This window comes from Peptoniphilus lacydonensis (assembly GCF_900106515.1).
GTDB lineage: Bacteria > Bacillota > Clostridia > Tissierellales > Peptoniphilaceae > Peptoniphilus_A > Peptoniphilus_A lacydonensis.
In genome coordinates this window covers 959,574-984,955 of the sequence record NZ_FNWF01000003.1, presented here as the reverse complement: position 1 = coordinate 984,955, position 25,382 = coordinate 959,574, and the positions used below count along the sequence as shown (strand labels likewise).

The 25,382-nt window shown below is 31.8% G+C and carries 20 protein-coding genes and 1 CRISPR repeat array (1 of these 21 only partly in view); of the genes, 2 read left to right on the top strand and 18 right to left on the bottom strand.

What is annotated here, in order from left to right; all coding sequences use genetic code 11:
• Positions 1 to 5: 5 nt before the first annotated feature.
• The 6 genes from BQ5450_RS06415 to BQ5450_RS06395 form a co-directional block, all read right to left on the bottom strand.
• Positions 6 to 830 (bottom strand): hypothetical protein, encoded by an 825-nt coding sequence (locus BQ5450_RS06415; RefSeq protein WP_036731808.1) that lies wholly within the window; start codon positions 828 to 830, stop codon positions 6 to 8.
• A 37-nt stretch (positions 831 to 867) separates the two neighbouring features.
• Entirely contained in the window at positions 868 to 1,032 is a 165-nt protein-coding gene (locus BQ5450_RS09060; RefSeq protein WP_159052472.1) for a hypothetical protein, read from the bottom strand.
• Between the two features lie 225 nt (positions 1,033 to 1,257).
• On the bottom strand, positions 1,258 to 3,492 hold the full coding sequence (locus BQ5450_RS06410) for a S8 family peptidase (RefSeq protein ID WP_071126333.1): 2,235 nt from the start codon (positions 3,490 to 3,492) through the stop codon (positions 1,258 to 1,260).
• Positions 3,485 to 4,552 (bottom strand): ATP-binding protein, encoded by a 1,068-nt coding sequence (locus tag BQ5450_RS06405; RefSeq protein ID WP_071126332.1) that lies wholly within the window; start codon positions 4,550 to 4,552, stop codon positions 3,485 to 3,487. The genes BQ5450_RS06410 and BQ5450_RS06405 overlap by 8 nt, the downstream gene beginning before the upstream one ends.
• Before the next feature lie 311 nt (positions 4,553 to 4,863).
• Complete coding sequence (gene rlmD / locus BQ5450_RS06400; RefSeq protein ID WP_071126331.1) at positions 4,864 to 6,192, bottom strand: 23S rRNA (uracil(1939)-C(5))-methyltransferase RlmD; 1,329 nt, start codon at positions 6,190 to 6,192, stop codon at positions 4,864 to 4,866.
• A 159-nt stretch (positions 6,193 to 6,351) separates the two neighbouring features.
• Entirely contained in the window at positions 6,352 to 7,014 is a 663-nt protein-coding gene (locus tag BQ5450_RS06395; RefSeq protein ID WP_071126330.1) for an S-layer homology domain-containing protein, read from the bottom strand.
• 432 nt (positions 7,015 to 7,446) lie between these two features.
• Between BQ5450_RS06395 and BQ5450_RS06390 the strand changes: the two genes are divergently transcribed.
• Positions 7,447 to 7,965: a nitroreductase family protein gene (locus BQ5450_RS06390; protein WP_010245105.1), complete on the top strand. Its 519-nt coding sequence runs from the start codon at positions 7,447 to 7,449 to the stop codon at positions 7,963 to 7,965.
• Positions 7,966 to 8,079: 114 nt separating this feature from the next.
• Here the strand turns inward: BQ5450_RS06390 and BQ5450_RS06385 are convergent, their stop codons facing one another.
• Genes BQ5450_RS06385 through dpaL form a run of 4 tightly spaced genes read right to left on the bottom strand, consistent with a single transcriptional unit; the run spans position 8,080 to position 13,544 of the window.
• Positions 8,080 to 9,561: a sodium:solute symporter family protein gene (locus BQ5450_RS06385; protein WP_071126329.1), complete on the bottom strand. Its 1,482-nt coding sequence runs from the start codon at positions 9,559 to 9,561 to the stop codon at positions 8,080 to 8,082.
• A 2-nt stretch (positions 9,562 to 9,563) separates the two neighbouring features.
• Positions 9,564 to 11,150, bottom strand: a complete 1,587-nt coding sequence (locus BQ5450_RS06380) for an N-acyl-D-amino-acid deacylase family protein (protein ID WP_071126328.1) — start codon at positions 11,148 to 11,150, stop codon at positions 9,564 to 9,566.
• A 10-nt stretch (positions 11,151 to 11,160) separates the two neighbouring features.
• Positions 11,161 to 12,333, bottom strand: a complete 1,173-nt coding sequence (locus BQ5450_RS06375; protein ID WP_010245114.1) for a YgeY family selenium metabolism-linked hydrolase — start codon at positions 12,331 to 12,333, stop codon at positions 11,161 to 11,163.
• Entirely contained in the window at positions 12,330 to 13,544 is a 1,215-nt protein-coding gene (gene dpaL / locus BQ5450_RS06370; protein WP_071126327.1) for a diaminopropionate ammonia-lyase, read from the bottom strand. Before dpaL ends, BQ5450_RS06375 begins: the two co-directional genes overlap by 4 nt.
• 220 nt (positions 13,545 to 13,764) lie before the next feature.
• Between dpaL and BQ5450_RS06365 the strand changes: the two genes are divergently transcribed.
• On the top strand, positions 13,765 to 14,436 hold the full coding sequence (locus tag BQ5450_RS06365; protein ID WP_010245121.1) for a GntR family transcriptional regulator: 672 nt from the start codon (positions 13,765 to 13,767) through the stop codon (positions 14,434 to 14,436).
• An 85-nt stretch (positions 14,437 to 14,521) separates the two neighbouring features.
• On the opposite strand, the gene BQ5450_RS06360 is transcribed toward BQ5450_RS06365, so the two are convergent.
• The 8 genes from BQ5450_RS06360 to BQ5450_RS06325 all read right to left on the bottom strand — a co-directional run bounded on the left by BQ5450_RS06360 (position 14,522) and on the right by BQ5450_RS06325 (position 23,680).
• Entirely contained in the window at positions 14,522 to 15,388 is an 867-nt protein-coding gene (locus BQ5450_RS06360) for a DUF1002 domain-containing protein (protein WP_010245124.1), read from the bottom strand.
• A gap of 146 nt (positions 15,389 to 15,534) precedes the next feature.
• Positions 15,535 to 16,131, bottom strand: a complete 597-nt coding sequence (gene yihA / locus BQ5450_RS06355) for a ribosome biogenesis GTP-binding protein YihA/YsxC (RefSeq protein ID WP_071126326.1) — start codon at positions 16,129 to 16,131, stop codon at positions 15,535 to 15,537.
• Positions 16,118 to 18,451 (bottom strand): endopeptidase La, encoded by a 2,334-nt coding sequence (gene lon / locus BQ5450_RS06350; RefSeq protein ID WP_010245129.1) that lies wholly within the window; start codon positions 18,449 to 18,451, stop codon positions 16,118 to 16,120. The genes yihA and lon overlap by 14 nt, the downstream gene beginning before the upstream one ends.
• Before the next feature lie 46 nt (positions 18,452 to 18,497).
• The gene (clpX, locus tag BQ5450_RS06345; RefSeq protein ID WP_071126325.1) at positions 18,498 to 19,715 is read right to left on the bottom strand and encodes an ATP-dependent Clp protease ATP-binding subunit ClpX; all 1,218 of its coding nucleotides are present in this window, start codon (positions 19,713 to 19,715) and stop codon (positions 18,498 to 18,500) included.
• Positions 19,716 to 19,723: 8 nt separating this feature from the next.
• The gene (gene clpP, locus BQ5450_RS06340; RefSeq protein WP_010245135.1) at positions 19,724 to 20,308 is read right to left on the bottom strand and encodes an ATP-dependent Clp endopeptidase proteolytic subunit ClpP; all 585 of its coding nucleotides are present in this window, start codon (positions 20,306 to 20,308) and stop codon (positions 19,724 to 19,726) included.
• Positions 20,309 to 20,325: 17 nt separating this feature from the next.
• On the bottom strand, positions 20,326 to 21,684 hold the full coding sequence (gene tig / locus BQ5450_RS06335; RefSeq protein ID WP_010245138.1) for a trigger factor: 1,359 nt from the start codon (positions 21,682 to 21,684) through the stop codon (positions 20,326 to 20,328).
• 69 nt (positions 21,685 to 21,753) lie between these two features.
• The gene (locus BQ5450_RS06330) at positions 21,754 to 21,975 is read right to left on the bottom strand and encodes a YdbC family protein (protein WP_010245141.1); all 222 of its coding nucleotides are present in this window, start codon (positions 21,973 to 21,975) and stop codon (positions 21,754 to 21,756) included.
• Between the two features lies 1 nt (position 21,976).
• Positions 21,977 to 23,680 (bottom strand): proline--tRNA ligase, encoded by a 1,704-nt coding sequence (locus BQ5450_RS06325; protein WP_071126324.1) that lies wholly within the window; start codon positions 23,678 to 23,680, stop codon positions 21,977 to 21,979.
• Between the two features lie 224 nt (positions 23,681 to 23,904).
• Positions 23,905 to 25,382: a CRISPR direct-repeat array (repeat unit 32 nt; unit sequence ATTTCAATCCACGCACCCATAAAGGGTGCGAC); it runs 1,504 nt beyond the window's last position.

Here is a 25,382-nt window from a genome sequence, read left to right as displayed (position 1 = left end):
TCTTCCTATTGCTTTAATAGAAATTTATGAACAGCTTCTAATGTAAATGCGTATGATAAAATTGACAAAAATATTACTATAATGCTAAGGAACATAACCGATTCAAATTGTTTTGTTTTAGCGATGAAACGACGAACTGATTGTATCGGTTTTTTCTTTTTTCTATCAATATAAACACTTATTACTCTAAGCAATAATATATAAGATATTAACTGTTGAATTACTCCTATAAATACGCCAAAAATTTTATATACCGATGCAAAAAGATTTCTTCCATCTGTTATTGTTGCACTCATTGTTGTCGCCATTTCTTTAAGATTAAGTCCATAATATAATGTCAATGCAGAAACAACTATTGAAACTGCGATGAATTTAACTGTAACTTTTTGAACTTCTTGACTAATAGATATAACAAATAAAAATAATATACATATCATCAGTGGGATAAGTCCAAACCACTTTAAAAACAAAGAAATATAATCTACATATTCTTTGAAAAAACTAACTACTATAGAAGCTACAAACACTCCTGCAATAATTAGCAAAAAAACATCATTGTCATTAGAATTTTCACTTCTAACATTTTCAGCTCGTCTTATTGTCGTGTAATGATAATCTGGAGATTCAATAAAAGTGGTTTTAGTAGATATTTCTATCTTCGTATTAAACAAATTTAATATGATATTTTTAATTTTAGAAGTTAAAAATTTAACTTTGTTAACAAGTTTTATTATAAGTAAAATTAAAAATGATGCTATTAGTCCTTTGATAATATCTTCAGGTATTGCTTTTACCAATCCCCATAACCAATATATAATTGTATCAGGCATAGTCATCACTCCCTCTAATCCTTTTCTAATATCATATCTAATAATTACATCCTAATGCAGTAATCCTAAATTTTTCAATGCCTCCATTAGCTTGAATCGGTATGTTTCCAAAATACATTGCTGATGTTTCTTGATAAAATCCCTCACAATAATATAATGTAAATAAATTAAGCATTGCCAACTCATATTCTTCTTTAGACAAACAAAGATGTTCTCGTACAACATTGCCATCTACGTACGAATTTTTTTATACCTAAGATTATTTCTATTCTGTATCCTAAGCTTCCCTCCTATACCACAACTGTTAATTTCTATTTCATATATCTTATCTTGATTCTCCATATCTCTTCACCTCTTATACTTGCTATAATTTTTATAAATATTCCATACCATCCCATTTACTGTCGATAGTGCAAAAAAACAAATACTATTCCCACTTAATTTCTTCATTAACTTTTTGGTGAATATCTACTCTATTAACAACATCGATTTCATTTACTAACCAACCATTTAATGTACAACTTCTGATAAATTCATCAATTCTATTAACTCCATTCATTTCTTTGAGTGTTACAACAACACCAAACCTAACTCCTATACCATCTTGAGGAGCTAATCGGTTATTTGTCTTCACTTCCATACCCCAGTTTTTATTTCTATAAGAGTCTTTTGGTATCATTCTTTTTGTAGCACTCTCTGCGATATACTTTACATTATCCCATTTTCTAAACTGCTTTCTGGCTTCACCTTCCAAAAGATAATTTCTTTCTCCCTCTAAAGTGTCTTCCGTATTCTGTTTATCCCCCTTAATATCCTTGATTTTTTTATCATCCCCTATTCGCCCAAAATGTAAATTTAATTCCGTATTTGTATAATCAACACCTTGCAATCTATCACACAATGGAAAATAACACATAGTAGCCTTTGCAATATATGGATACTTATTATCCTTTAGAGGCACTGGAAAATCGTAGCTATAAGTATTCCATTTTTCACTAACGTCTGATACCACAAATTTTATTTCATCATCTTTTGTTTGAATAATATCGTTTATATGAATTGGTACAACTCCATGCCCATATAAAGCAACTTCCTCAGGAGTCGGTTTTTCATCCCAACCTCTTGCAGCGTCAATAATAATGGCTTTTGCAACTTCTCTATTAAATCCTATCACATCAATTAAATAAGATAATTTTCTCGCAATCCACGGTGCAGCATAAGAAGTACCAGCAACACTCGCAGCCCCTAAAGGTTCACAAACCCTAATGTACTCTTCTTCACTGCCACCATAATAGCTCACATCAGGCTTTGCATAAAAAGATAATACCAATCCTTTACGAGCATATTTAGTAGACAGACCATTCTTACTAACTGAATTTACAACTATACTATTAACAGAATCTGCTGGAGATCCTATTTTTACTATATCTGCACTTGGTTTATTTGTCCCTGCCACAACAAATATTACATTGTTTTCAAACTGAATTTTATCTAATGTTGCAGCTTCAGCAGAAATAAAGTTGTCATTAATTTCCTGATTACTACCAAGTGAAATATTCCAGACTTTTATATCTGAATTATTTACCACAATACTCTTTATTTTCTTTATTATTGAAAATGAAGAAAATTCAGCACCTACCGCTACTCCAAAATGCCTAACTTTAAACCTTCCACAGCCATCATCCAGCCAAGGATTTAATCTTGCTCCATCAACAATAATGGAAGATACTGCTGTCCCATGATTATAATCTTTTGGATTTTTTGGTATATCTTCTGAGACCATATCATGATATTCAACCCAATCACTAAAATAAACACTTTCATCAAATAAGGTATCTATCACACCAATTGTTGGTTCAATAGTTGGGGATGGTATAGTTATCATTTTTGTTTGATGCTCATTGGTAAAATCATCAGGTGATAAACTTGACAAATCAACGGTTGCCATTGAAACAAGATAAGGTGCTTTTACTAAAAGTAGTTCTACCTGCTTTTCGTCTAAGTAAACAGTTTGATTATCTAAAATTCTGCTACTTAAAATATCTATCCCTAATCTTTCAAATAATAATTTTGTATCTTTTCTTACATCATACAAAGTTATAATACTCTGTTTTATATCTATCGTAGGTAACTCTACCTCAAAAGAATCAATATACGATACATCTGCAATCACCTGTTTAAATGTAGACATACTTACAGAAAGTTTTTTAAAAACCTCCGAATTAACAATACTTTTGTCTTTAAATTCGCTCTTGCTGATATTTCCTCTAAATTTTTGAGATAATATATTTGAAGTATTTACAATTAACTCTATACTTTTAGTTAAATCATCTTCATCAAGAAAATATGTTATTATATGCTTACTCTGATTTGAATTAAATTTTACTCCAACAATTGCTTCATTAGAATATGTCCCTTTAAAAAGTCCAGCAATTCGATTACTTTTCGCAACAATCTTATTATAATAAACACTAACCAAAATACCCTCAAACGGTTTTGTTTCTTTATCCCAAAATTCTTTAATCTGGATTAGCTGAGCTTTTAATCTTAATAAATGCTCTGTACTGACTTCCATCCTCCCATTCATGGATACACCACCACGATTACCATTTTTACTGGCTTGTACAAAGCGTTTCCCTTTTAATTCCAAGACATTATTCACTATCTACTTCCTCCTTATTTAACTTTCTTGAGACAGAACTTTTAGACTCTCCTTTTAATTTTTCTATTTCTCTTACAGTGAAGCCTTCCTCATGAAGCTGGTTTATATCCTTGTGATCCAGATTTCCTATCAAGCTATTATATAATCTCTTAAAATAATCATACTCAGAATCAACATCACTAAATGCAAGTGATGTTTTTATAATGTTTTTCAATTCTCCAGGATAAGGTATTTTTTTTGCTATTTTCAATATCTTTTTAAATAATCTTGTGTCTTTTGATATTCCTTTAAAATTCTTGATAAAAGAAGAAAAGTAATATTCAGCAACTTCTATTAAATCCTCATCGCTATACCTATTGAAATTAATAACAGCATCAAATCTCCTAATTAATGCTTTATCAAAATTTGAATATATATTAGTTGTTGCAATAAGCACTATTTCTTTATTAAGATCTGTTAATCTATCTAATTCTCTTAAAATTGTAGATGTTACTCTTCCCATCTCCCTAATATCATTAGAATTAATCCTATCTAAAGCAATAACATCAATTTCATCAAATAAAACCACAACCTTATTTGCATTTGGAAGCATATTTATTTCTCTAAATACTTTTACTATATTTTTATTAGTCTGTCCCAACTTGCTATCTATCAAATTTTCAAAATCCACTCTAAAAAGAGAGCGATCCAACAATCTTGCAACATTTTTTGCTGCTTCTGTTTTTCCGCTTCCCGGTAATCCTTCAAATAAAAATTTATTAATACCAACATTATGATTTACAGCATTAATAATACCTTTTATATCCTCTGTTATTTCAAGCGGTAAATTTAAAGCCTCCAAATTTTTTATTTCAACTTGCTTTAAAAACTCACTTTCAAAATCACTACTTTGTGGTGAATATAAATTTGATTCAGATATTAACCCCATAATATACTCAGATAACTGATAATCTCCTATGCTATCAAAATATCTTGCTATTGCTATAGCCTCATTTCTAAAGGAATTTTCATTCCTTTCCACATGGTATTTTATTAAATTCAAAACATTTTGTTTTTTCATATTGCCATACCTCCTAATTTCTTTATCATTATATCGCAAATCGGGACGTATTTCTACGTTTATGGGACAAATATTTAGATTTTTATGTCTAAAGTTATATTATCCTTTCTTCATAAAAAAAGAGCAGCCTTTTAAGCTACTCTTGTAGAAAGTACAAAATGAGTTTATCTTATTTTTTGTGTTTCCTCATACCAGTTGCAAAACTACTCTTACGTCCATGTAGTTTTTTTGAATCTTTTTTACATATCCTTCTTCATCTTTTTCAAATACAAAATGCTTATAAAACTGCTTGAAATGCAGGATTTCTAGATTTACATCTTTTGTATCAACGCTATAGTCTCCACATGAGAAGTTTTTGGAAATTGATCAATAATCTCTATTTCCTCTATTTTGTACCCTCCTTCTTCAAAAACTTTGAGATCTCTTACTTGTGTAACAGGATTGCATGATATATATAGAAATTTTTCTGGAGAAAAATCTATTATTCTTTCTATCGCTTTTGGATTTATTCCTTCTCTAGGGGGATCTAGTACAATTATATCTGGATTTTTTTCTAAACTATCTAAAACTTTTAGTACATCTTCTGCAATAAATTCTACATTTTTAATTCCATTTAATTTTGCATTTTCTCTTGCCGCTTCTACTGCTTCTTCCACAATCTCAACCCCAATTACTTTTTTCGCACTTCCTGCCAACATTTGTGTAATTGTTCCCGTTCCTGAATATAAATCAAAAACTAATTTATCCTTTGCATCAATTTTTTCTCTGGCTATATTGTAGAGAATTTCTGCTGATTTTGTATTTGTTTGAAAAAATGAAAAAGGACTTATTTTAAATTTTAGCCCTAAAACTTCTTCTTGGATATGATTTTTCCCATATATTAAATTTATTTCTTCTGGCACTATTGCATCTGATAGAGCATCGTTTTTTACATGAAAAATGCTTACTATTTTTCCATCTAATTCTAAACTTAATAAAAATTTTACAAAAGCATCTCTATCAAGTTCACTTTGAGTTGATGTGGCTAAAAGAACCATTATTTCTCCAGTTTTTGTTCCCTTTCTTATTAAAAGATGACGCAAAAATCCAAGGTGTGTCTTCCTATTGTAATGACTTTTCCTCAAATTCTCAAAATAATTTCTCACTTCACTTCTGATTTTATTGAAGTCAGAATCCACAATATTACACTCACTAGTATTTACTATTTCGTGAAACCTATTTTTTACATGCAATCCCAATGCAAGTGGTCCACCTTTGTACTCATCTCCAAAAGTATATTCCATTTTATTTCTATAAAATTTGTGACTTGGTGAAGGCACAATTTCTGGTGCAAAATCAAAATCATTTTCTTCAAATAATTTTTTTATTAAACTTTTTTTATATCCCAATTCATCTTCATATCTTAGCGTTTGATATGTACAACCTCCGCACTTCTCAAAATGAGGGCAGGGACTTTTCTTCTCTATGCTTGACCTTTCAACTACTTTTAATAATTTTGCTTTTCTTGATCTTTTCCCTCTCGGCTTTATCTCGACAGTTTGCCCAACTATGCCACCTTTAAATTCGTAATTTCTATTCTCAAAATTAGTCCTCGATATATTTGGAAATCTCGCTTCCTTTACTTTAACTTCTATACTCATATTGTCACTCCTTAGGAAAAATTATATCAAATTATATAAACCCCCTCAATTGTATTAATTTCATTGCTTAATTCCTTATATATTATTATCTAAAATATAATTATTATGATAATACATTTATAACTTTTAAAAGGCAAAAAAATAAGACAGTTTCCTGTCCTATTCGTAGAGATTCCTACTTCCAAATTTAATTTTGCTATTATTTAGAGCTCTCTTTTGTGGATAATTGTAATTAGAAATCATCGATCTAAATATTGTAGCTGCCTCTGACCTTTTAATAGATCTTCTTGGATAAAAGTTTCCATCTACATAGCCACGCAATATTCCACTTTCGACTAAAGTTCCTACATAACCTCTAGCCGATTCACTTATCTTGTTCTTGTCTTTAAATTCATTAGTTGCACTTTCCTTTGGAGTCAAAGAGTAAACATGGCCAAGAATTTCTGCAACTTCTTCTCTTGTAATTTCTCGAGTTGGGTTTAGTTTTCCAGTTGTCGGAGTAATATATCCTGCCTTGACACCCTTTGCAACATCATTATAAAACCAATCAGAAGTACTCACATCAGAAAAAGTAACAGTATAAGTTTTTTCATAACCAGCTAAACTATTTACAGTTGCATAAAACTCTGCTCTTGTCATATTTTCATCTGGTTTAAAATTGCCATCTTCATAACCTGACATAATATCTTTTTTAGTTACAAAATCAACTGCCGGCTCTGACCAATGCCCTCTTGTATCTTTAAAGGATCTTGCAATTACAGAACTTGGTAAAATCATCGTTGCACAGATAAGGATCAATGAAGTCTTATTAAAAATCTTCATTTTTATCACCCTCAATATAATTATAACTTAATTTTTTTCTTTTGAAATAGCTTCTATTTTAAGTTTTGATTACAAAGAATATTCTTTGTAACACTTGTGCAACAAATGTATCAAAATTACTTTTTTCCTATTTATTACAAAATTTTTATGTAAATAAAAAGAGAACAGATTATGTAAATAAATAACTGTTCTCTAAGGGAAGAAAAAAGATGATGAAGTTTTCACTTCACATATATTGTACTTTAGAAAGTTAAATTTGTCAACAACTTTATGAAAATATTTTCAAAAAAATATAAAAAAAATAAATTCCTTTATTTCCTTGATTTTAACTAATTTTAAATCTTTGATTGCAAATATTAAAAATATTATGAATATATTTGCACAGATTACTTTAATTAAATCTTTGTGGTAAAATGTAGTTGAGGTGATATTTTGTTAAAAGATACTATTTTAAAAAGAAGATCTGTTAGAAAATATAAGGATAAAGAAGTTGACAAAGAAAAATTAGAAGAACTTTTAATGTATGCTTCAATGGGGCCAAGCAATGGTAACTCCCATCCAGTAGAGTTCATAGTAGTTGATGATAAGGAAAAAATCGAAGAGCTTTCAAACATGGACTCCTTTGCAACTCTTTACCTAAAAGAAGCTCCAGTAGTTGTAATAGTGATTGCAAACACAGAAATTTGTAAAACTTGGGTTGAAGAAACTTCACTTACTGCAGCTTATCTTCAACTATTATTAGAAGAAGAAGGGCTTTCATCATCATGGATTAATGTAAAAGAAGGAAAAACTGCCGGAAAAATATCTTATGAAGAATATTTCGCAGAAAACTTTGGAATAAAAAAACCTTACAGAGCACAATGTTTAATTCCAATTGGCTACAAAAAATCAGGCACAAAGGATCACGAAGAATTTGATATATCAACAAAAGTTCACTACAACAAATTCTAAAATCTTTAAAAGATTTTAGAAGATTCAAGATCAATTTATATCAAAAAGACGAGGATACTAACTTTTCTCGTCTTTTTGTAATTATAAACTTTTCAAAAATTTCTTTATTAACAACTAGTCCTCATTAAATTCAATTAATGGTGCCGGCTTTCCTCCAGATGCTAAATCTATCTTAGTTACAATAAATATTACTATAAACGCAACTATTGCACCAGGCACTATTGCACTAAGTCCCCATGGATTATTTAAAATAAATATCCACAAAGCCGATACAATAGTGCCAGAAAGAATTGCTATAAAACCAGCTTTTTGTGTAACATCTTTCCAAAATAGTCCACAAACAAATGCTGCAAATGGTCCTGCTGAGCGTAATGCAAATGCAGACATCATAACGCTTATAATGTTAGAATTCAGTAGAGCCACACCTAATCCAAAGAGCCCTGCTAAAATCATTACTATTTTTGAAACTAAAACCTCTTCTTCAGGATCTGTGCCATTTTTAGCTATATAAGGTTTATAGATATCATTGGAAAACATTGTTGCTGTCCCAATCATATTTCCAGATGCACTTGATATTGTCGCTGCAACTACAGCCGCAAGAACTATACCTGCTACCACTGGTGGTGCAAACCTAATTGTTGCATCTGCAAGCGCCGATTTTGAAACTCCATTTTCTAAATATCCATCAATGTAAGAGTATGCTATTAAACCAATAAGCGCAGGAACTATGGCATATACTGCAGACAAAATCCCTGCTATTATGGAACCTGTCTTTGCCGCAGCTCCATTTTTTGCAGATGAAAATGTTTGTACAATTTCTTGTCCCGTTGGAAATGTCATACAATACATAGCAACATACCCAAGTACAGTTGGAAATCCTATTTTAGTCATACTAATTAAATCTACTTGTCCATTTGAACCAAGAGATACTTCTCTTGCTTTATCAAACAAACTAGTAAATCCACCAATTGTTTCACTCTTAACCATTATAAATAAAGCTATTGTCATACCAACCGTTATAAAAAATACATGCATCATATTGGCTGATGCAACTGACGCAAATCCACCAATCATCGTATAAGCAATTACAACTATTGTAGTTATAATTGCTACTATTTTAAAGTTTACTCCTGTTAATACATTTATTATAGAAGCTGTTGCTATTATTTGAGCTCCTGTAGCCATAAATAATGCTAAAATTGAAGTTATAGCAGTAATTATATGTGATGGTTTCCCATATCTCATTCCAATAATTTGTGGAACTGTATTAGCTGATGATCTTCTAAAATAAGAAGCAACCAAGGAAACAAGAACAAATCCAATGCCTGCGGCAATCACATACCATGCAGCTGAAATCCCATAGCTATAAACATTGGCTGCTATTCCTGTGGTTGATGCTCCTCCTGTATTAGCTGCAAACAATGTTCCTGCAAGTACTAAAGGTCCTAATGACTTTCCCGCCATTAAAAAATCTTCATTAGCATTATCAGACTTTGATTTCTTTTTTTGTCTAGCTGATGCGAAAAGACCAATTGCAACTGTTGCTACCATATAAATAATAATTATTATAAATGTCGTTTTTTGAGTAGCATTCATAGTTACCTTCCTTTAAATCTTAAAACTTTTCCCGCTTTTTTAGGAGTAGCTTTCCCATCTTCAATTAAAATATTTCCATTTACTATCGCGTAGTCGATACCTGTTGCTAATTGTTTAGGATTTGTGTAATCTCCATTATCTTTTATATTATTAAAATCAATAACTAGTATGTCTGCCGCATAACCGTCTTTCAAATAACCTCTGTCAGTAAGTCCTATTGTATCCGCTGCTTTGCCTGTCATCTTTCTAATAGCAACTTCAACTGGAAATACTTTTTCGTCCCTACAATACTTTCCAAGAACTCTTGCGAATGCTCCATAAAGTCTTGGATGTGGTTTTGCTCCTATGATTCCATCTGTACAAACATTTTGTTCATCTCTCTTCATAAATGTCTTTATGTGCTCTTCCATACCATAGAAATCAACTAATCCGATAATATTTTCTTCATCTCTAATTAAGTCAAATATTGCATCGTAAGGATCTTTACCTGTCGCTTCACCAAGTTCAATAAGATTCATTCCAACATACTTTTCTGACTCTTTATTCTTAACGAATGTTATATAAATTCCCTCAAATCCTGCAAAGTCTATAAAATTATCCCATCCAGGTATTCCGTCTTTAATGTCTTTCTTCATTTTTTCACGAAGATCTAGATCATTAAGTCTTTCTATTAGTTTATCTGTTCCTCCATCATGAACCCAAGGTGGTAGTATCACCGACATCATTGTTGACCCTGCAACATATGGATATTGATCAAAAGAAATTGTAAGTCCTTCTTCTTTAGCACTATCAAGCTTTTTTATAATGTCAGGAATTAAATCCCAGTTGTTCTTTCCACAAATTTTAAAGTGTGAGAAATGACTTCTGCATCCCCCTTCTCTTGCAATTTTTAAAATTTCATCCATTGATTCTAACATTGCATCTGCTTCTGATCTTTGGTGAGTTACAAACACGCCTCCATTTTTCTTTATAACTTTTCCAAGTTCTATAAACTCATCAATATCTGCATATACACATGGAGGATAAATCATTCCAGTGCTCATTCCAAAAGCTCCTGCATCAAAAGCCTTTTGAAGTTCATTGTTCATCCTCTCTTGCTCTTCTGCTGTTGGCTTTCTATTTTCAAGCCCCATACTAACCATTCTAAGATTTCCATGTGGTGCAAGATAGGCAATATTTGGGCCAAGGTCTAGCTTATCAACTTTGTTTAAATATTCTTCTATATTTCTCCAATCCCACTCGTACTCATATTCTCCTTCTAGTCCAGCCATTGCTTTCTTCCAAGGTTTTACAGTTTTATCATTTACTGGTGCAGGTCCCATTCCATCTTGTGCAACAAGCTCTGTTGTAATCCCTTGAAATAATTTTGGCGCAAGATATGGGTCTTCGATTACTAGCATTGAAGAGTGGGAATGTGTGTCAATAAACCCTGGAGTAACGATTTTTCCTTGTGCATCAATAACTTTATTAGCATCTACATCATCATCGACAAAATACATCTTTTCATCTTTAATAGCTATATTTCCATTAAATGTTTCTAAACCTGTTCCGTCAACTACAGTTCCATTTTTAATTAAGATATCGTACATATTATCTCCTTTACACTAATAACGCTTCCATTACAGCTTCATAAGAATCCACAACTTTATCTAGCTCAGAAATCTCTACATATTCATTTACGGTATGTGCTAAGTTTTCCTTAGAAGGTCCTATTCCAAGTGTCTTAATATTTCTTTCTCCAGCATAATGGCTCCCATTTGTGCAGAAATTATATTGAGTTACTTTTGGATTTTGCCCCTTATCTTTTAATTTTGCAACAACTCTTTTAACCCATTCTTCATCTTCGTCAAAAATCCAACCTGGAAAAAATCTTTCTCCCTCAATGATTTCTCCAGTAAAACACTTTTCATCTGCCTTTGTATAGTAAGCTCTAACTTTTAATTCACTGTCTTCTTTCATTAAACTTTCTAAAAGGTCATTTATTGGATCCAAAACAGATTCTTTAGTTTCGTTAACTAATAATCTTCTGTCATAAGTTGCAACACATTTTTCTGGTACAACTGATGCACCTGGATACGGACTTGATTTAATATCAACAAGTTCTAATATTCCATCGCCAAGTCTGTCGTGATGAATTGGTTTTAAAGTTTGCATCGCTTCAATCACCTTGCACATTTTATAAACTGCATTTATCCCTTTTTCAGGATTTGCTGAGTGAGATGGCTTTCCTAAAACTTCAATTTTAATTTCAGCTCTTCCTCTTTGTCCAATTTTAACATTACAATTTGAAGCTTCCCCAATTACTACATAGTCTGGTTTTGTAAAAGAACTCACTTCTCTTGCAGCAACACCTTCGAAGCATTCTTCATGAACAATTCCTGCAACAAAAATTTCACCAGCAAAGTCTCCAGCAGTTTTTTCTTTAAAATTAGTAGCTGCAACTGCCATTGATGCTAATGCCCCTTTCATATCGCTTGAACCTCTTCCGTAAAGTTTGCCATCATGAATTTCAGCTTTAAAAGGTGGATATAGCCATTCAGTTTCGTCAGTTACAGGAACTGTATCCATATGACCATCAAATACAATCTTTGGACCTGGCTTATTTCCCTTAATATGACCAATAGTATTTCCATATTTGTCCACGTGAACATCGTCAAAACTATTTTCTTTAAAAAATTTTTTAAGTTCTTCAGATACACCATTTTCATTACCTGAATAACTTTGTCTTCTAATTAGTTTTTGTGTTAATTCCACTGCAGTTATTTTACTCATTCTATACCTCCTGTACTTTCATATTTTCCATCCCAAACAATATCTAAATAATTTTGTGCATCTGTATCACCTTCTGTTGAAACAAATATTAAATTAGAATCTGAATTTATATCTAATTTTTTTCTCTCATCCTTATATTTATCATCAGTTAAAATTTTTATAATTGAACCAAAGGGAGCTGCTCCACTTTCTCCAGAAATAACTTTTTTGTCATCTTTATAAGGATTACCAAGAACTCTCATTCCATAAGCCGCAAATTCATCTGATACTTTTATAAAATTTTCACAATTATCTAAAAGTACTTTTAATCCAAAAGTATTTGGTTCTCCACAAGCAAGTCCTGCCATTATAGTTTCATGTTCTCCTCCTACTAGAACTCTTTCGTTAGCAATCGCTGATTCGTAAATGCACGCAACTGTATCAGGTTCTACTACAGTTATTATTGGCTTACCCTCATCTTTGTACATATTGGTGAAAAATCCAGTTGTCGCAGCCGCAAAGGATCCTACCCCTGCTTGTAAAAATAAATGAGTTGGTTTTATATTTTTCTCTTGCAAACTTTCATACATTTCCCATGCAAGAGTCATATATCCTTGCATAATCCACTTAGGAATATCTTCATATCCATCCCAAGCAGTATCTTGAACCATAATATATCCTTTTTTTTCTGCAAGTTTATTTGCTTTCCTAACGCATTCATCATAATTAGCATCTAAAACTTTTACAGTTGCTCCTTCCTTTTCTATATTCTCAACTCTTTCTTTAGCTGAACCTCTTGGCATGTATACTATTGCTTTCTGATTTAATTTATTAGCTGCCCATGCAACTCCACGCCCATGATTCCCATCAGTAGCCGTTATAAAGGTAATTTCTCCTAATTTATTTTTCACTTCTTTTGATGTTAGTTTTTCAAAAGTTAAATCTTTAATATCCATATCTAATTTTTTTGCAATTACTTTTCCTATTGCAAAACTTCCCCCGAGAACCTTAAATGCATTTAATCCGAACCTATAAGATTCATCCTTAACTAAAATATTTTTTACATTAACTTTTTCTGCAAGATTCTTTAATTCTATAAAGGGAGTTTTTTCGTACATAGGAAAACTATTATGATAATCATAAATTTTTTTTGCCTCTTCCTCATTCAAAAAACTAATATCATATTTTTCTTTTCTCTCATTTTTCTTTTTCGTAAAAACTTCTAAATTCATAAACCCTCCTAATAACTATATTTTTTCTTTTTCTAATTTATAACTTTACTTCGATATAAATATAAAAAAATATTATTTTTTCTAAAATTGTTAAAAAATTTTTAGCTAAACTTTTTTGTGTTGTGTGATATATTACATACTACATTTAACACCAACTTTTGTCAACACTAATTTATATTTTATGCTATACTTTATTTAATATAATAATGAGGTTTTTAAATTGAATTTAAATTTAGATAACAAAAAAATAAATAGAACTTTTATAAAAGATGAAGTATATGATACTCTTTCCAACTGGATTATCACAGGTATTTTAAAGCCAGAAACAAAAATAAATATAAACGATTTATCAGAAAGTTTAGGCACAAGTAGAACTCCTGTAAGGGAAGCTATTCTAAAGCTCGAAAATGAAGGCCTTGTCCTATCAAAAGCAAATAGATGGACTATTGTAGCTCCAATAAACTTAGACGTTTCTCTTTACACTTACTCTGTTGTTGCTAGTTTGGAAATGCTAGCTCTTGAACAAGCTTTTGACAAAATCGATAAAAACTTTATCAAGGATTTGGAAAATATAAATAAAAAATTAGATACTGCTTTTAAGAATTCAAATACCTTGGAACTCTTAGATTATGATAATGAATTTCATGATAAAATAATTTATCTATCTGAAAATCCTGAAATACCATTAATTATTCATCCACTGAAAAAGAAGATTCAAAGAGTTGAACTGCTGTTTTTTAAAGATAATGATGGTAAATCAAATACTTTTAAAGAACACCAATCTATAATTAAAGAATTAAAAAATAATGATTTAGAAAAAGCAAAATATTATTTAAAATCAAATTGGTACAATTCTATTAATTTAGTAAAAGAAAAAAATAAAAAATCATAGAATTTCATATTTAAGAACGCTAAAAAAGATTCGCCACAAAATGGTGAATCTTTTCTAACATTTTCTACACTTTTTCTAGAATTTATTATTTAAAAAGTGATACTATAAAATCTATAAATTTTTCTATAAAATTTTTTGTATCTTTTACTGCCTTTTCTCCCTCTTCGGAGTTTAGAAATTTTGAGGCTTTATTTTTATATTTTACTGCTGCATCTGCTATTTTATTCCAATCTACATCTGCATCTTTCATATTGTTAAATAGTGAAACAAGTTTATCTTCTTGCCCTTTGGTTAATTTTATATCGTAATTATCTGCTACTTCTTCTATTAATGATCTAACTTCTTTTTCATCCTTAGGCATATTTTTTGCCATTGCATCTTTTATTTGATAAATTATGTCATTAGAGTTCTCATCGCCAATTTCTTCTGAGAGTTCTGTTTGAACTACTAATTCTTCATTGGCAACTTTTTTTAAATCTTCAGGAAGCTTTTTTCCAGTATTTACTTCATAAGATTTCAAAATTCCTGTCAATGCTGCTGTTCCGCTAACTTTTCCTGGTGCAGTTACGTAAATATCTGCATCTTCTATTCCCACAGTTGTAAGTGCATTTCTAAAGGCATCTTCTTTTACGACTCGTATATTGTCTGATAATTTTATATTTATTCCACTACCTCTTTCTGTGTACTTAACTATTGCTGATGAAATTGCCTTATTGCCTATCTCCTTTGGAGAAAGTACATCACCTAAGTACTTATATTCTTCAGCATTTGTTACTTCAATTATTTTTGCATTCTCATCTGCTTTCATCTCTTGAAGCATTTCATCTTTTTGTGTTTCCTTTAAGTCGCTTCCAAGAATCACAATTTCATCCACATCTTTTGCAAAGGCAAAGGATGGTAAAATTAATAAAATTGCCAAGAATAAAATTGCAATTTTATTTTTATTCTTCATAATATCCCTCCGATTATTTATACAATATCATTTTATTATGAATTATATTTAAAATTTGTGTGAAATTTATTTCTATATATTTTTTTGAAACAATTATTTTACAACAAAAAGAGCCAGTTTCAACTAGCTCTATCTATATTTTGTTCTTATTCATCATAAAAACGCATCATATCTTCAAAGATAAACCACATATCTTTTACTTCATCTCTATCTTGTGATGAAAATGGAATTATATTTTCTTTGTGTTCTACACCCAATTTTTTTGCAATTGTATCTACGTGTTTATTTATTTGCGATCTTTTTATTTTATCTTTTTTGGTAGCTACAACTATTCCTGAAAATCCTGAATCTATTATATAGTCATACATTTGCTTATCTAAATTTGTGGGTTCATGTCTTATATCTACAAGTAAAATTGTTTCCAGAATATTCTCTCTAGTTTCAAGATACCTATTTATTATTCCAGCCCATTTTTCTTTTTCACTTTTTGCCACTTTTGCATAACCATAACCAGGCAAATCTACAAAGCGAAGAGAATTATTTATTTTATAAAAATTAATTGTGCGAGTCTTTCCTGGCGTTGATGAAGTCCTTGCTAGATTTTTTCTGTTTAGCATTGCATTTATAAAAGAAGATTTACCAACATTAGACCTTCCTGCAAAGGCAAATTCTGGCAAATTTTCATGTGGATATTGCTTTTCAAGCACAGCAACTTTTTCAAGTTCTGCGTTATTTATCTTCATTAAAATCACCTATCGCAATTTTTGCAACTTCTTTAAAATTTGAAACTGTTTTTATTTCCAACTTTTTAACAGCTGATTCTTCAATTTCTTTTAAATCTCTCTTATTTTCTTCCGGAATAATAACTGTACTAACTCCAAATCTTTCTGCAGCCAAAAGTTTTTCTTTAAGTCCTCCAATTGGAAGAACTTTCCCACGAAGAGTTATCTCTCCTGTCATGGCAACATCATTTCTCACTGGTTTTTTTGTAAGTGCAGACAAAACTGAGGTTGCAATTGTTATACCTGCAGATGGCCCATCTTTTGGCACTGCACCTTCTGGCACATGAATGTGAATGTCTTTATTAGTTCTAAAATTTGGATCAACATCAAATTCTTCTGCATTTGACGCAATATAAGAAGTTGCTGCTATGGCAGATTCTTTCATGACATCGCCAAGAGAGCCTGTAAGCGTAAGTTTCCCATTTCCTGGCATAACTGTTGTTTCTATTACAAGTGTAGTTCCACCCACTTGCGTCCAAGCAAGTCCATTTACAGAACCAATTTCAGAAATTTTTTCTCTTTCACTAATTAAATAAATTTTCTCCCCTAAAAAATCTGAAATATTTCTAGTAGACACCGAAACTTTTCCTTCATTCTCTTCTACAATCTTTAGCGCAGACTTTCTCACAATTTTTGAAATTTGTTTTTCAAGACCTCTAACTCCTGATTCACGAGTGTAATAATCAATTATATCTTTTAAAGCTCTATCTGAAATATTTATATTTTCACTTTTTAATCCATTTTCAGAAATTTGTTTTGAAACTAAATATTTTTTTGCTATATTTAATTTCTCATTTGGAGTATACCCTCCAATTTCAATTACTTCCATTCTATCTAAAAGAGGTCTTGGAATAGTTTGTGTTGTGTTAGCCGTAGCAATAAAAAACACTTTAGATAAATCAAAAGGAAGCTCCAAATATCTATCTGTAAAAGTATTATTTTGCTCAGGATCCAAAACTTCTAAAAGTGCAGAAGCAGGATCTCCTTTAAAGTCATTTCCCACTTTATCTATTTCATCAAATAAAAATACTGGATCATTTGTGCCTGCTTTTTTCATTTCACTTATAATTCTTCCTGGTAGAGCACCAATATAAGTCCTTCTGTGTCCTCTAATCTCTGCTTCATCAGTTACACCACCAAGGCTCATGCGGACAAATTCTTTATCTAGAGCTTTTGCAATGGACTTAGCAATAGAAGTTTTCCCAACTCCAGGAGGACCTACTAGACACAAAATAGGCCCTTTTTGTTTGCCCTCTGATAAAGTTCTTACAGCTATAAATTCTAAAATTCTCTCTTTTACACTTTTTAGACCATAGTGTTCATCATTTAAAACTTTTCTAGCATCTTTTAACTCAACTTTTTCGCTGCTGCCTTCAAGCCAAGGAAGGTCAATTATCCAATCTAAATAGTTTATAAGCATAGAATAATCTGGAGATTGTGAATTCAAATTGTTTAATCTTTTAATTTCACTAAGAGCTTTTTCTTTTACTTCTTCCGGAAGTTTTTTATCTTCAATTTTTTTCTTATAAGTTTCTGTAAGCTCGCCTTCTTCCTCTCCATCGCCAAGTTCTTGATGAATTATTTTAAGTTGTTCTTTTAAATAATATTCCCTCTGAATTTCGTCCATATTGCTTTTAACTTTGTCATTTATCTTTTTCTCAATAGAAAGAATTTCAATTTCCTTTTTCATTATCTCGTGAAAGGCAACAAGTCTTTCGTAAATATCAGTTGTCTCAAGTAGTTTTTGGTACTCTTCAAGTTTAAAGTCAAGATAGCCAACAACAGTGTCGATAAACCTTGATGGGTTGTCTGTGTCTGCAATGTTAGATAAAAGTCCTGGGAAGAATTTTTCATCTAAGGAAGCGTAAGATTCCAAGTCATTTAAAGCAAGGCGAAGTGCTGCCTCGATTTGGTCGTCTTCTCTGTAGTCAATTTCCTCTTCTTCTAGGATTTCTATATCCGCTTCAATTATCTCCTCGCTAATATCAAGGCTTGAGATTCTTGCCCTCTCTTCACCTTCAACTAGGACCCTAACAACTCCACCTGGGAGTTTTAAAATTTGTTTTATAGTTGCCACAGTCCCAACATCAAAGAGGTCTTCTCTCTTTGGGTCTTCAACTTCCAGTTCTCTTTGCGCCACCAAAAATATTTTTGAATCCTGCATTTCTGACCTTTCAATTGCGTTTACAGAAATTTTTCTACCGCAATCAAAGTGCATGACCATGTGGGGAAAGCTTACTAAGTCGCGAAGAGGGATTAGTGGTAATTTTACTTTTTCCATTTTTCACCTTCTAAAAAAGCCGTGTCAACCACGGCTAAATTTATTTTTATTTTTTTATTAACTCAGCAGATGCTGTGCCTTCTACTGATTCCTTAGTTATTTTTACTGCCTTGATGTCATCTCTTGAAGGAATTTCGTACATGACATTCATAATGGTGTTTTCGATAACTCCTCTTAAGCCTCTAGCTCCTGCCTTCTTTTCTATTGCCTTCTTTGCAATATAATTTAGGGCTTGGTCGTCAAAAATTAATTCAACATCGTCAAACTTTAATAGCTCCTTGTATTGTTTTACAAGGGCATTCTTTGGCTTAGTCAAAATTTCTACTAGGGCATCTTCGTCTAATTCCTCAAGAGTTATAGTTACAGGAAGTCTGCCTATGAGTTCTGGTATAAGTCCAAACTTTAATAAGTCTTCAGTTTCAACTTTTTTAAGAATATTTTCTCTATTTGCTCTTTTATCGACAATCTCTGACCCAAAACCCATAGAAGATTTTGCAGTTCTATTTTCGATAATCTTTTCAATTCCATCAAAAGCTCCACCAACAATAAATAAAATATTTGTAGTGTCGACTTGGATAAACTCTTGAGAAGGATGTTTTCTTCCGCCTTGTGGAGGAACATTTGCAACAGTCCCCTCAATTATTTTCAGCAAAGCCTGTTGAACTCCTTCACCGCTTACATCTCTTGTAATAGATACATTTTCAGACTTCCTAGCAATCTTATCTATTTCATCAATATAGATGATTCCCTTTTCTGCTCTTTCAATGTCATAATCTGCATTTTGAATTAACTTCAAGATAATATTCTCAACATCTTCACCAACATATCCAGCTTCAGTTAGGGTAGTTGCATCAGCAATGGCAAAGGGAACATTTAAAAGTCTTGCTAAAGTCTGTGCAAGAAGAGTTTTTCCTGATCCTGTTGGTCCAATCATTAAAATATTTGACTTTTGAAGTTCAATATCTTTATCTGCTTTTTTTGAAGAACTAATTCTCTTATAATGATTGTATACAGCTACTGCAAGAGCTCTTTTCGCATCTTCTTGTTTTACAACATACTGATCTAAAATTTCTTTTATCTCATTAGGTTTCTTCAAGTTGAAGTCTCTATTAATATTTACAGGAACTTCCTCTTCTAAAATTGAGTGGCATCTCTCTATGCACTCATCACATATATTTACATTAGGCCCGGCGATTAATCTATTCACTTGATTTTGTGTTTTCCCACAGAATGAACATCTCAAAATTTCATCTGTATTTGCCATATTTCACCTCAAGACCTTTTTTCAATAACTTTATCTATTAAACCATACTTTTTGGCTTCTTCTGAACTAAGCCAGTAATCTCTATCCGTATCTCTTTCAATTTTTTCAAGAGGTTGACCAGTTCTATCAGATAAAATTTCATTTAATTTGTGTCTAATTTTTAAAATCTTTTCTGCATTAATTTGTATATCACTTGCTTGACCTTGTGCTCCACCAGAAGGTTGATGAATCATAATGTCAGAATTAGGAAGTGCAAATCTCTTTCCTTTTGCACCTGACGCAAGTAAAAAAGCACCCATTGATGCAGCCATTCCTATACAAATTGTAGATACATCTGGCTTTATATAATTCATAGTATCATAAATTGCAAAACCTGCACTGACAGATCCGCCAGGTGAATTAATATAAAGTTGTATATCTTTATTCGGATCTTCAGATTCTAAAAACAAAAGTTGTGCAACTATTAAATCTGCCATAGCATCATTTACTTCGCCACTGGCAAAAATAATTCTGTCCTTTAAAAGCCTTGAATAAATGTCATAGGATCTTTCTCCCCTATTCGTTTGTTCTACTACCATTGGCACTAATGCCATTTAATCACATCCTCTGATTATTTATCTTCTTTATCTTTTTTTACTTCTTCTTTAATTTCTTCTTCAGTAGTTTCTTCTGGTTCTACAAATTTTACTTTTTCTACTAATTTATCAATTGCTTTTCTCTTCTTAAGGTCCTCTCTTACAACTTCCTTATTTTGATTTAGCATATATTCTCTCATTTTTTCCATGTGATCCTTGTCGTCTTTGAAGTACTCTTCTACAACTTTATTTACTTCTTCTTCGACTTCTTCATCACTTACTTCAACATTTTCGGACTTAACAAGAGCTTCTAGTGCAAGGTCATTTTTAACAGTCTTTTCAGCTTCTGGTTTCATAGTTTCCTTAAACTCATCAAGACTTTGACCTACCATTTTAATATAGTCTTCAAAACTTATTCCTTGTGCTCTAAGAGTTTGATCATAATTTCTAATCATATCATCAATTTGAGCGTTAATCATTCCTTCAGGAATATCTGTATCTACCATTTCACCGATTTTATCTATTGCTCTTCTTTCTTTTTCCATTTTAGAATTAACTTTGAATTCTTCTTCTTTTTTCTTTCTAAGATCTTCTTTAAATTCATCAAGAGTATCAAATTCAGAAATGTCTTTCACAAACTCATCGTCAAGTTCAGGAAGTTCTTCATAGGAAATACTATTTATTTTAATTTCAAATTTAGCATCCTTCTCGGCAAGATCTTTTTGATGATAATCTTCTGGGAACTTTACATTTATATCAAATTCTTCTCCAATTTCATGACCTATTAATTGTTCTTCAAAGCCCGGAATAAATGTATTTGAACCAACTTTAAGATCTTGACTTTCAGCAGTGCCACCATCAAAATATTCCCCATCTAAAGAACCTTTAAAATCAATATTTACAGTGTCGCCTTCTTCTACAGCCCTGTCATCAACATTTATAATTCTTGCATTCATTGCTCTTTCATTTTCAACTTCAGAATCAATAAGTTCATCAGTTACTTCCATAGTTGGATCTTCAATTTCTATTCCTTCATAATCCTTAATTTCTACTTCAGGCTTAACATCAACAGAAACATTTACAATTAAATCATCTTTATCAATTGATTCTTCGTCAATATCAATATTTGGTTGATCAACAACTTTAAGATCAAGTTCACTTATAGCTTTTTCATATTCTGCTGGCAAAAGTTCATTGATTGCATCTTCAAAGAATACATCTTTTCCATACATATTTTCAATCATTTGTCTAGGAACATGACCCTTTCTGAAACCAGGAAGTTGAAAATGCTTTTTATTTTTCTTGTATACTTCAGTTTCAGCTTTATTTATATCTTCTCTTTTTAAAACAATATCAAAAAAAACAGTATTGTTTTCTTTCTTTTTTATTTCCATTTTAATTGCCTCCTCGCACATGACTTTTTTTCATTCATATATTATAACATAAGTTATTTTAAAAATATATTAAATCCCTCTGTCCCTTAGTATCTTAGAGAGTATTTCTATTTCTTCATCATTAAGTGTTACACCTTTTGACATTTTTTCATGATTTGGATCCCATTCTCTAAGGTCATATTTAGGTGGTCTATCATTAAAACTAACTTTATTTAGTTCCTTAGTCCATCCCTTAGTACTTTCAGAAAGAACTCCTAAATGTTCTGTTATTTCAAATTTAAAATCGCTCATATTACCTAACCTTTTCTACTTCATTTAAAACAGTTCTAATTGCATCTTCAAAAGAAATCTCAAAATTTTTCAATTCTCTTCTAGTTGAATATTCAACAATATTATAAGAAGATTTTTTACCACAAGTAATTCTAAGTGGAATTCCAATTAAATCTCTGTCCTTAAATTTAACTCCTGCTCTTTCTTTTCTATCATCAAGCAAAACTTCTACACCTTGAGATTTTAAATCTTCATAAATTCTTTCGCCAAGAGCAACTTGATCATCATCCTTTGTATTTACAATAGTAACAATTGCTTCATAAGGTGCAACAGCCATAGGCCAAATAATTCCATTGTCATCGTGATTCTGTTCAATTACAGCAGTCACAGATCTTGTAATTCCAACACCATAAGAACCCATATAGAAATAATTGCTTTTACCATTTTCATCTAGATAAGTAGCATTTAAAGCCTCTGAATATTTTGTACCCAATTTAAAAATATTCCCAACTTCAATACCCCTTGCAAATTTATAGTCTTCATCAGTACCAGGCACCTTATCGCCTTCTGTCACAAGTAAAAGGTCATCAACAACTTCTCCATCAAAATCTCTGCCATAATTTGCATTAACATAGTGGTACTCATCTTCATTAGCTCCAATTACAAGATTATTTATTTCTGTTATTCTTTTATCAAAAATCTTTCTAACATCTAAATCAATTGGACCAGTGTAACCTTTTTTAGTTTTTATAGATTCAATTTCACTATCTTCCATCATTCTAATATCGTGTTCAGCTACGCCAGTGTAAGAAACAAGTTTAGCAAGATTAAGTTCCCTGTCCCCTGGAATAAAAACAATAACAGGCTCATCTTCAATCATAAGGTCAATTGCCTTAGCACATCTTTTAGAATCAACATCTAAAAACTTAGAAACCTCTTCAATTGTACTAGCATTAGGAGTGTGAACTTTTTCCAAATCTTTTACATCTTTACTTTGAGGAAGAATATACTCAACAGGAGCTTTTTCTTCTGTCGCACCAAACTTACCAGAATTAGAATAAACAATAACACCTTCACCAGTTTCAGAAAGAGCAATGAATTCATGAGAGCCAGTTCCTCCCATTGCACCATTGTCGCCCTCAACAATTTTATAATCAAGCTCTAACCTATCAAAGATTTTTTCATAAGCATTGTACATATTATTGTAAGAAATTTCTAAAGTTTCAGGAGAAACATCAAAAGTATAGGCATCCTTCATAGAAAATTCTCTGGCTCTATTGATGCCAAATCTAGGCCTTTTTTCATCTCTATATTTAGTTTGAATTTGATATAAATTTAAAGGAAGATCCTTATAAGACTTGACTTCATCCCTAACAAGAGTAGTAAAATATTCTTCCGCAGTAGGTCCAAGACAAAACTCTCTATCATTTCTATCCTTTAATTTAAACATCTCTGGTCCAAACTTTTCCCATCTTCCAGACTCTTTCCAAATTTCAGAAGGTTGGATAGCAGACATTAAAATTTCCATAGCCCCTGCATTATCCATCTCTTCACGCACAATATTTTCAATTTTTCTAATAGATCTATAACCAAGTGGCAAATATGTATAAATACCACTAGCAGATTTTCTAATCATACCAGCTCTTAAAAGAAACTTGTGAGATGCAATCTCTGCATCTTGAGGATCTTCCCTTAAAGTTGGCATATAAAGTTTTGATAATCTCATATTACCTCCATAATAAAAGTATTATAATAAATAAAATAAATTTCTACAAGTTTTTACAAAAAATCTCATAGCACGCTATTTTTATTATACTACAAAGCTATTAAGACTACACATTTGTTAAAGTATAATTAACTTTTTAATAAATTCAAATAAAAAATGCTTTTACAGTTGAGCAAATCAAAAATTAACTCTACCTAAAAGCATCATTTGTATTTTAAACTTTTATTTCAATTCACGCACCCATAAAGGATGCGACAAGTGGCTTTTCCCTTAGCTTCTCTACATTGTGTATATTTCAATCCACGCACCCATAAAGGGTGCGACTCACTGGTTTTTCGTAAAAATATCAAGTCGCCATCATTTCAATCCACGCACCCATAAAGGGTGCGACAAAACAAATATTTGGGAACTTTTGACACCATAGAAATTTCAATCCACGCACCCATAAAGGGTGCGACGGATAATAATCCATCATAATGTCGTTTACAATTGACATTTCAATCCACGCACCCATAAAGGGTGCGACTTAAATCTTCTAAAATGTTATATTGTAAATTTATAATTTCAATCCACGCACCCATAAAGGGTGCGACGGGTTTGCGTTATTAACGATGGTAGTAGATGCAAAATTTCAATCCACGCACCCATAAAGGGTGCGACTAGAAACTCCCGTCAGGTCATCAGAGACTTTGGAGATTTCAATCCACGCACCCATAAAGGGTGCGACAGGTCCTGCAGTAGAAAATTTCTCTGGAGCCTCATATTTCAATCCACGCACCCATAAAGGGTGCGACTTTCCCTTGCCTTTGCAAGATATATCATCAACCTCATTTCAATCCACGCACCCATAAAGGGTGCGACAACGGAATTTGAATTATCGTATAAAGTAAATAATGATTTCAATCCACGCACCCATAAAGGGTGCGACTTGTTTTTTGTTTTCTCTACTGCAACCACAACGGATTTCAATCCACGCACCCATAAAGGGTGCGACATAAAAACCAAAAACATACAATTTCTTTATTATATAATTTCAATCCACGCACCCATAAAGGGTGCGACTGGTGTTGTCAGACCTACATATACCATTTCATAAGATTTCAATCCACGCACCCATAAAGGGTGCGACCTAACAATTTAAATCTTATTATTGTTAGTATCTATAATTTCAATCCACGCACCCATAAAGGGTGCGACAAACGGTGAGGGAGTAACGTGATAGTAAAGCGTTATTTCAATCCACGCACCCATAAAGGGTGCGACTGTATGTAGGAACAAATAAAAGTGAAAATTTAACATTTCAATCCACGCACCCATAAAGGGTGCGACCTTTTTACCCTTTACTGCATACTTAGGATATTTTAATTTCAATCCACGCACCCATAAAGGGTGCGACTAGTGTGTTTCCCTTCTAAAATCCCAGTTAATGTGATTTCAATCCACGCACCCATAAAGGGTGCGACCAAATGGTATTAAGTACAAGTATCAAATAATGACAATTTCAATCCACGCACCCATAAAGGGTGCGACTGAAACAAAGGTAAGAGTCATCAACAATCCAGACGATTTCAATCCACGCACCCATAAAGGGTGCGACTGGTTATGAAAAGGCAATTTATATGACAAAGGATATTTCAATCCACGCACCCATAAAGGGTGCGACATACTAGATAAAGAAAATAATCTTGTCTATGATTCATTT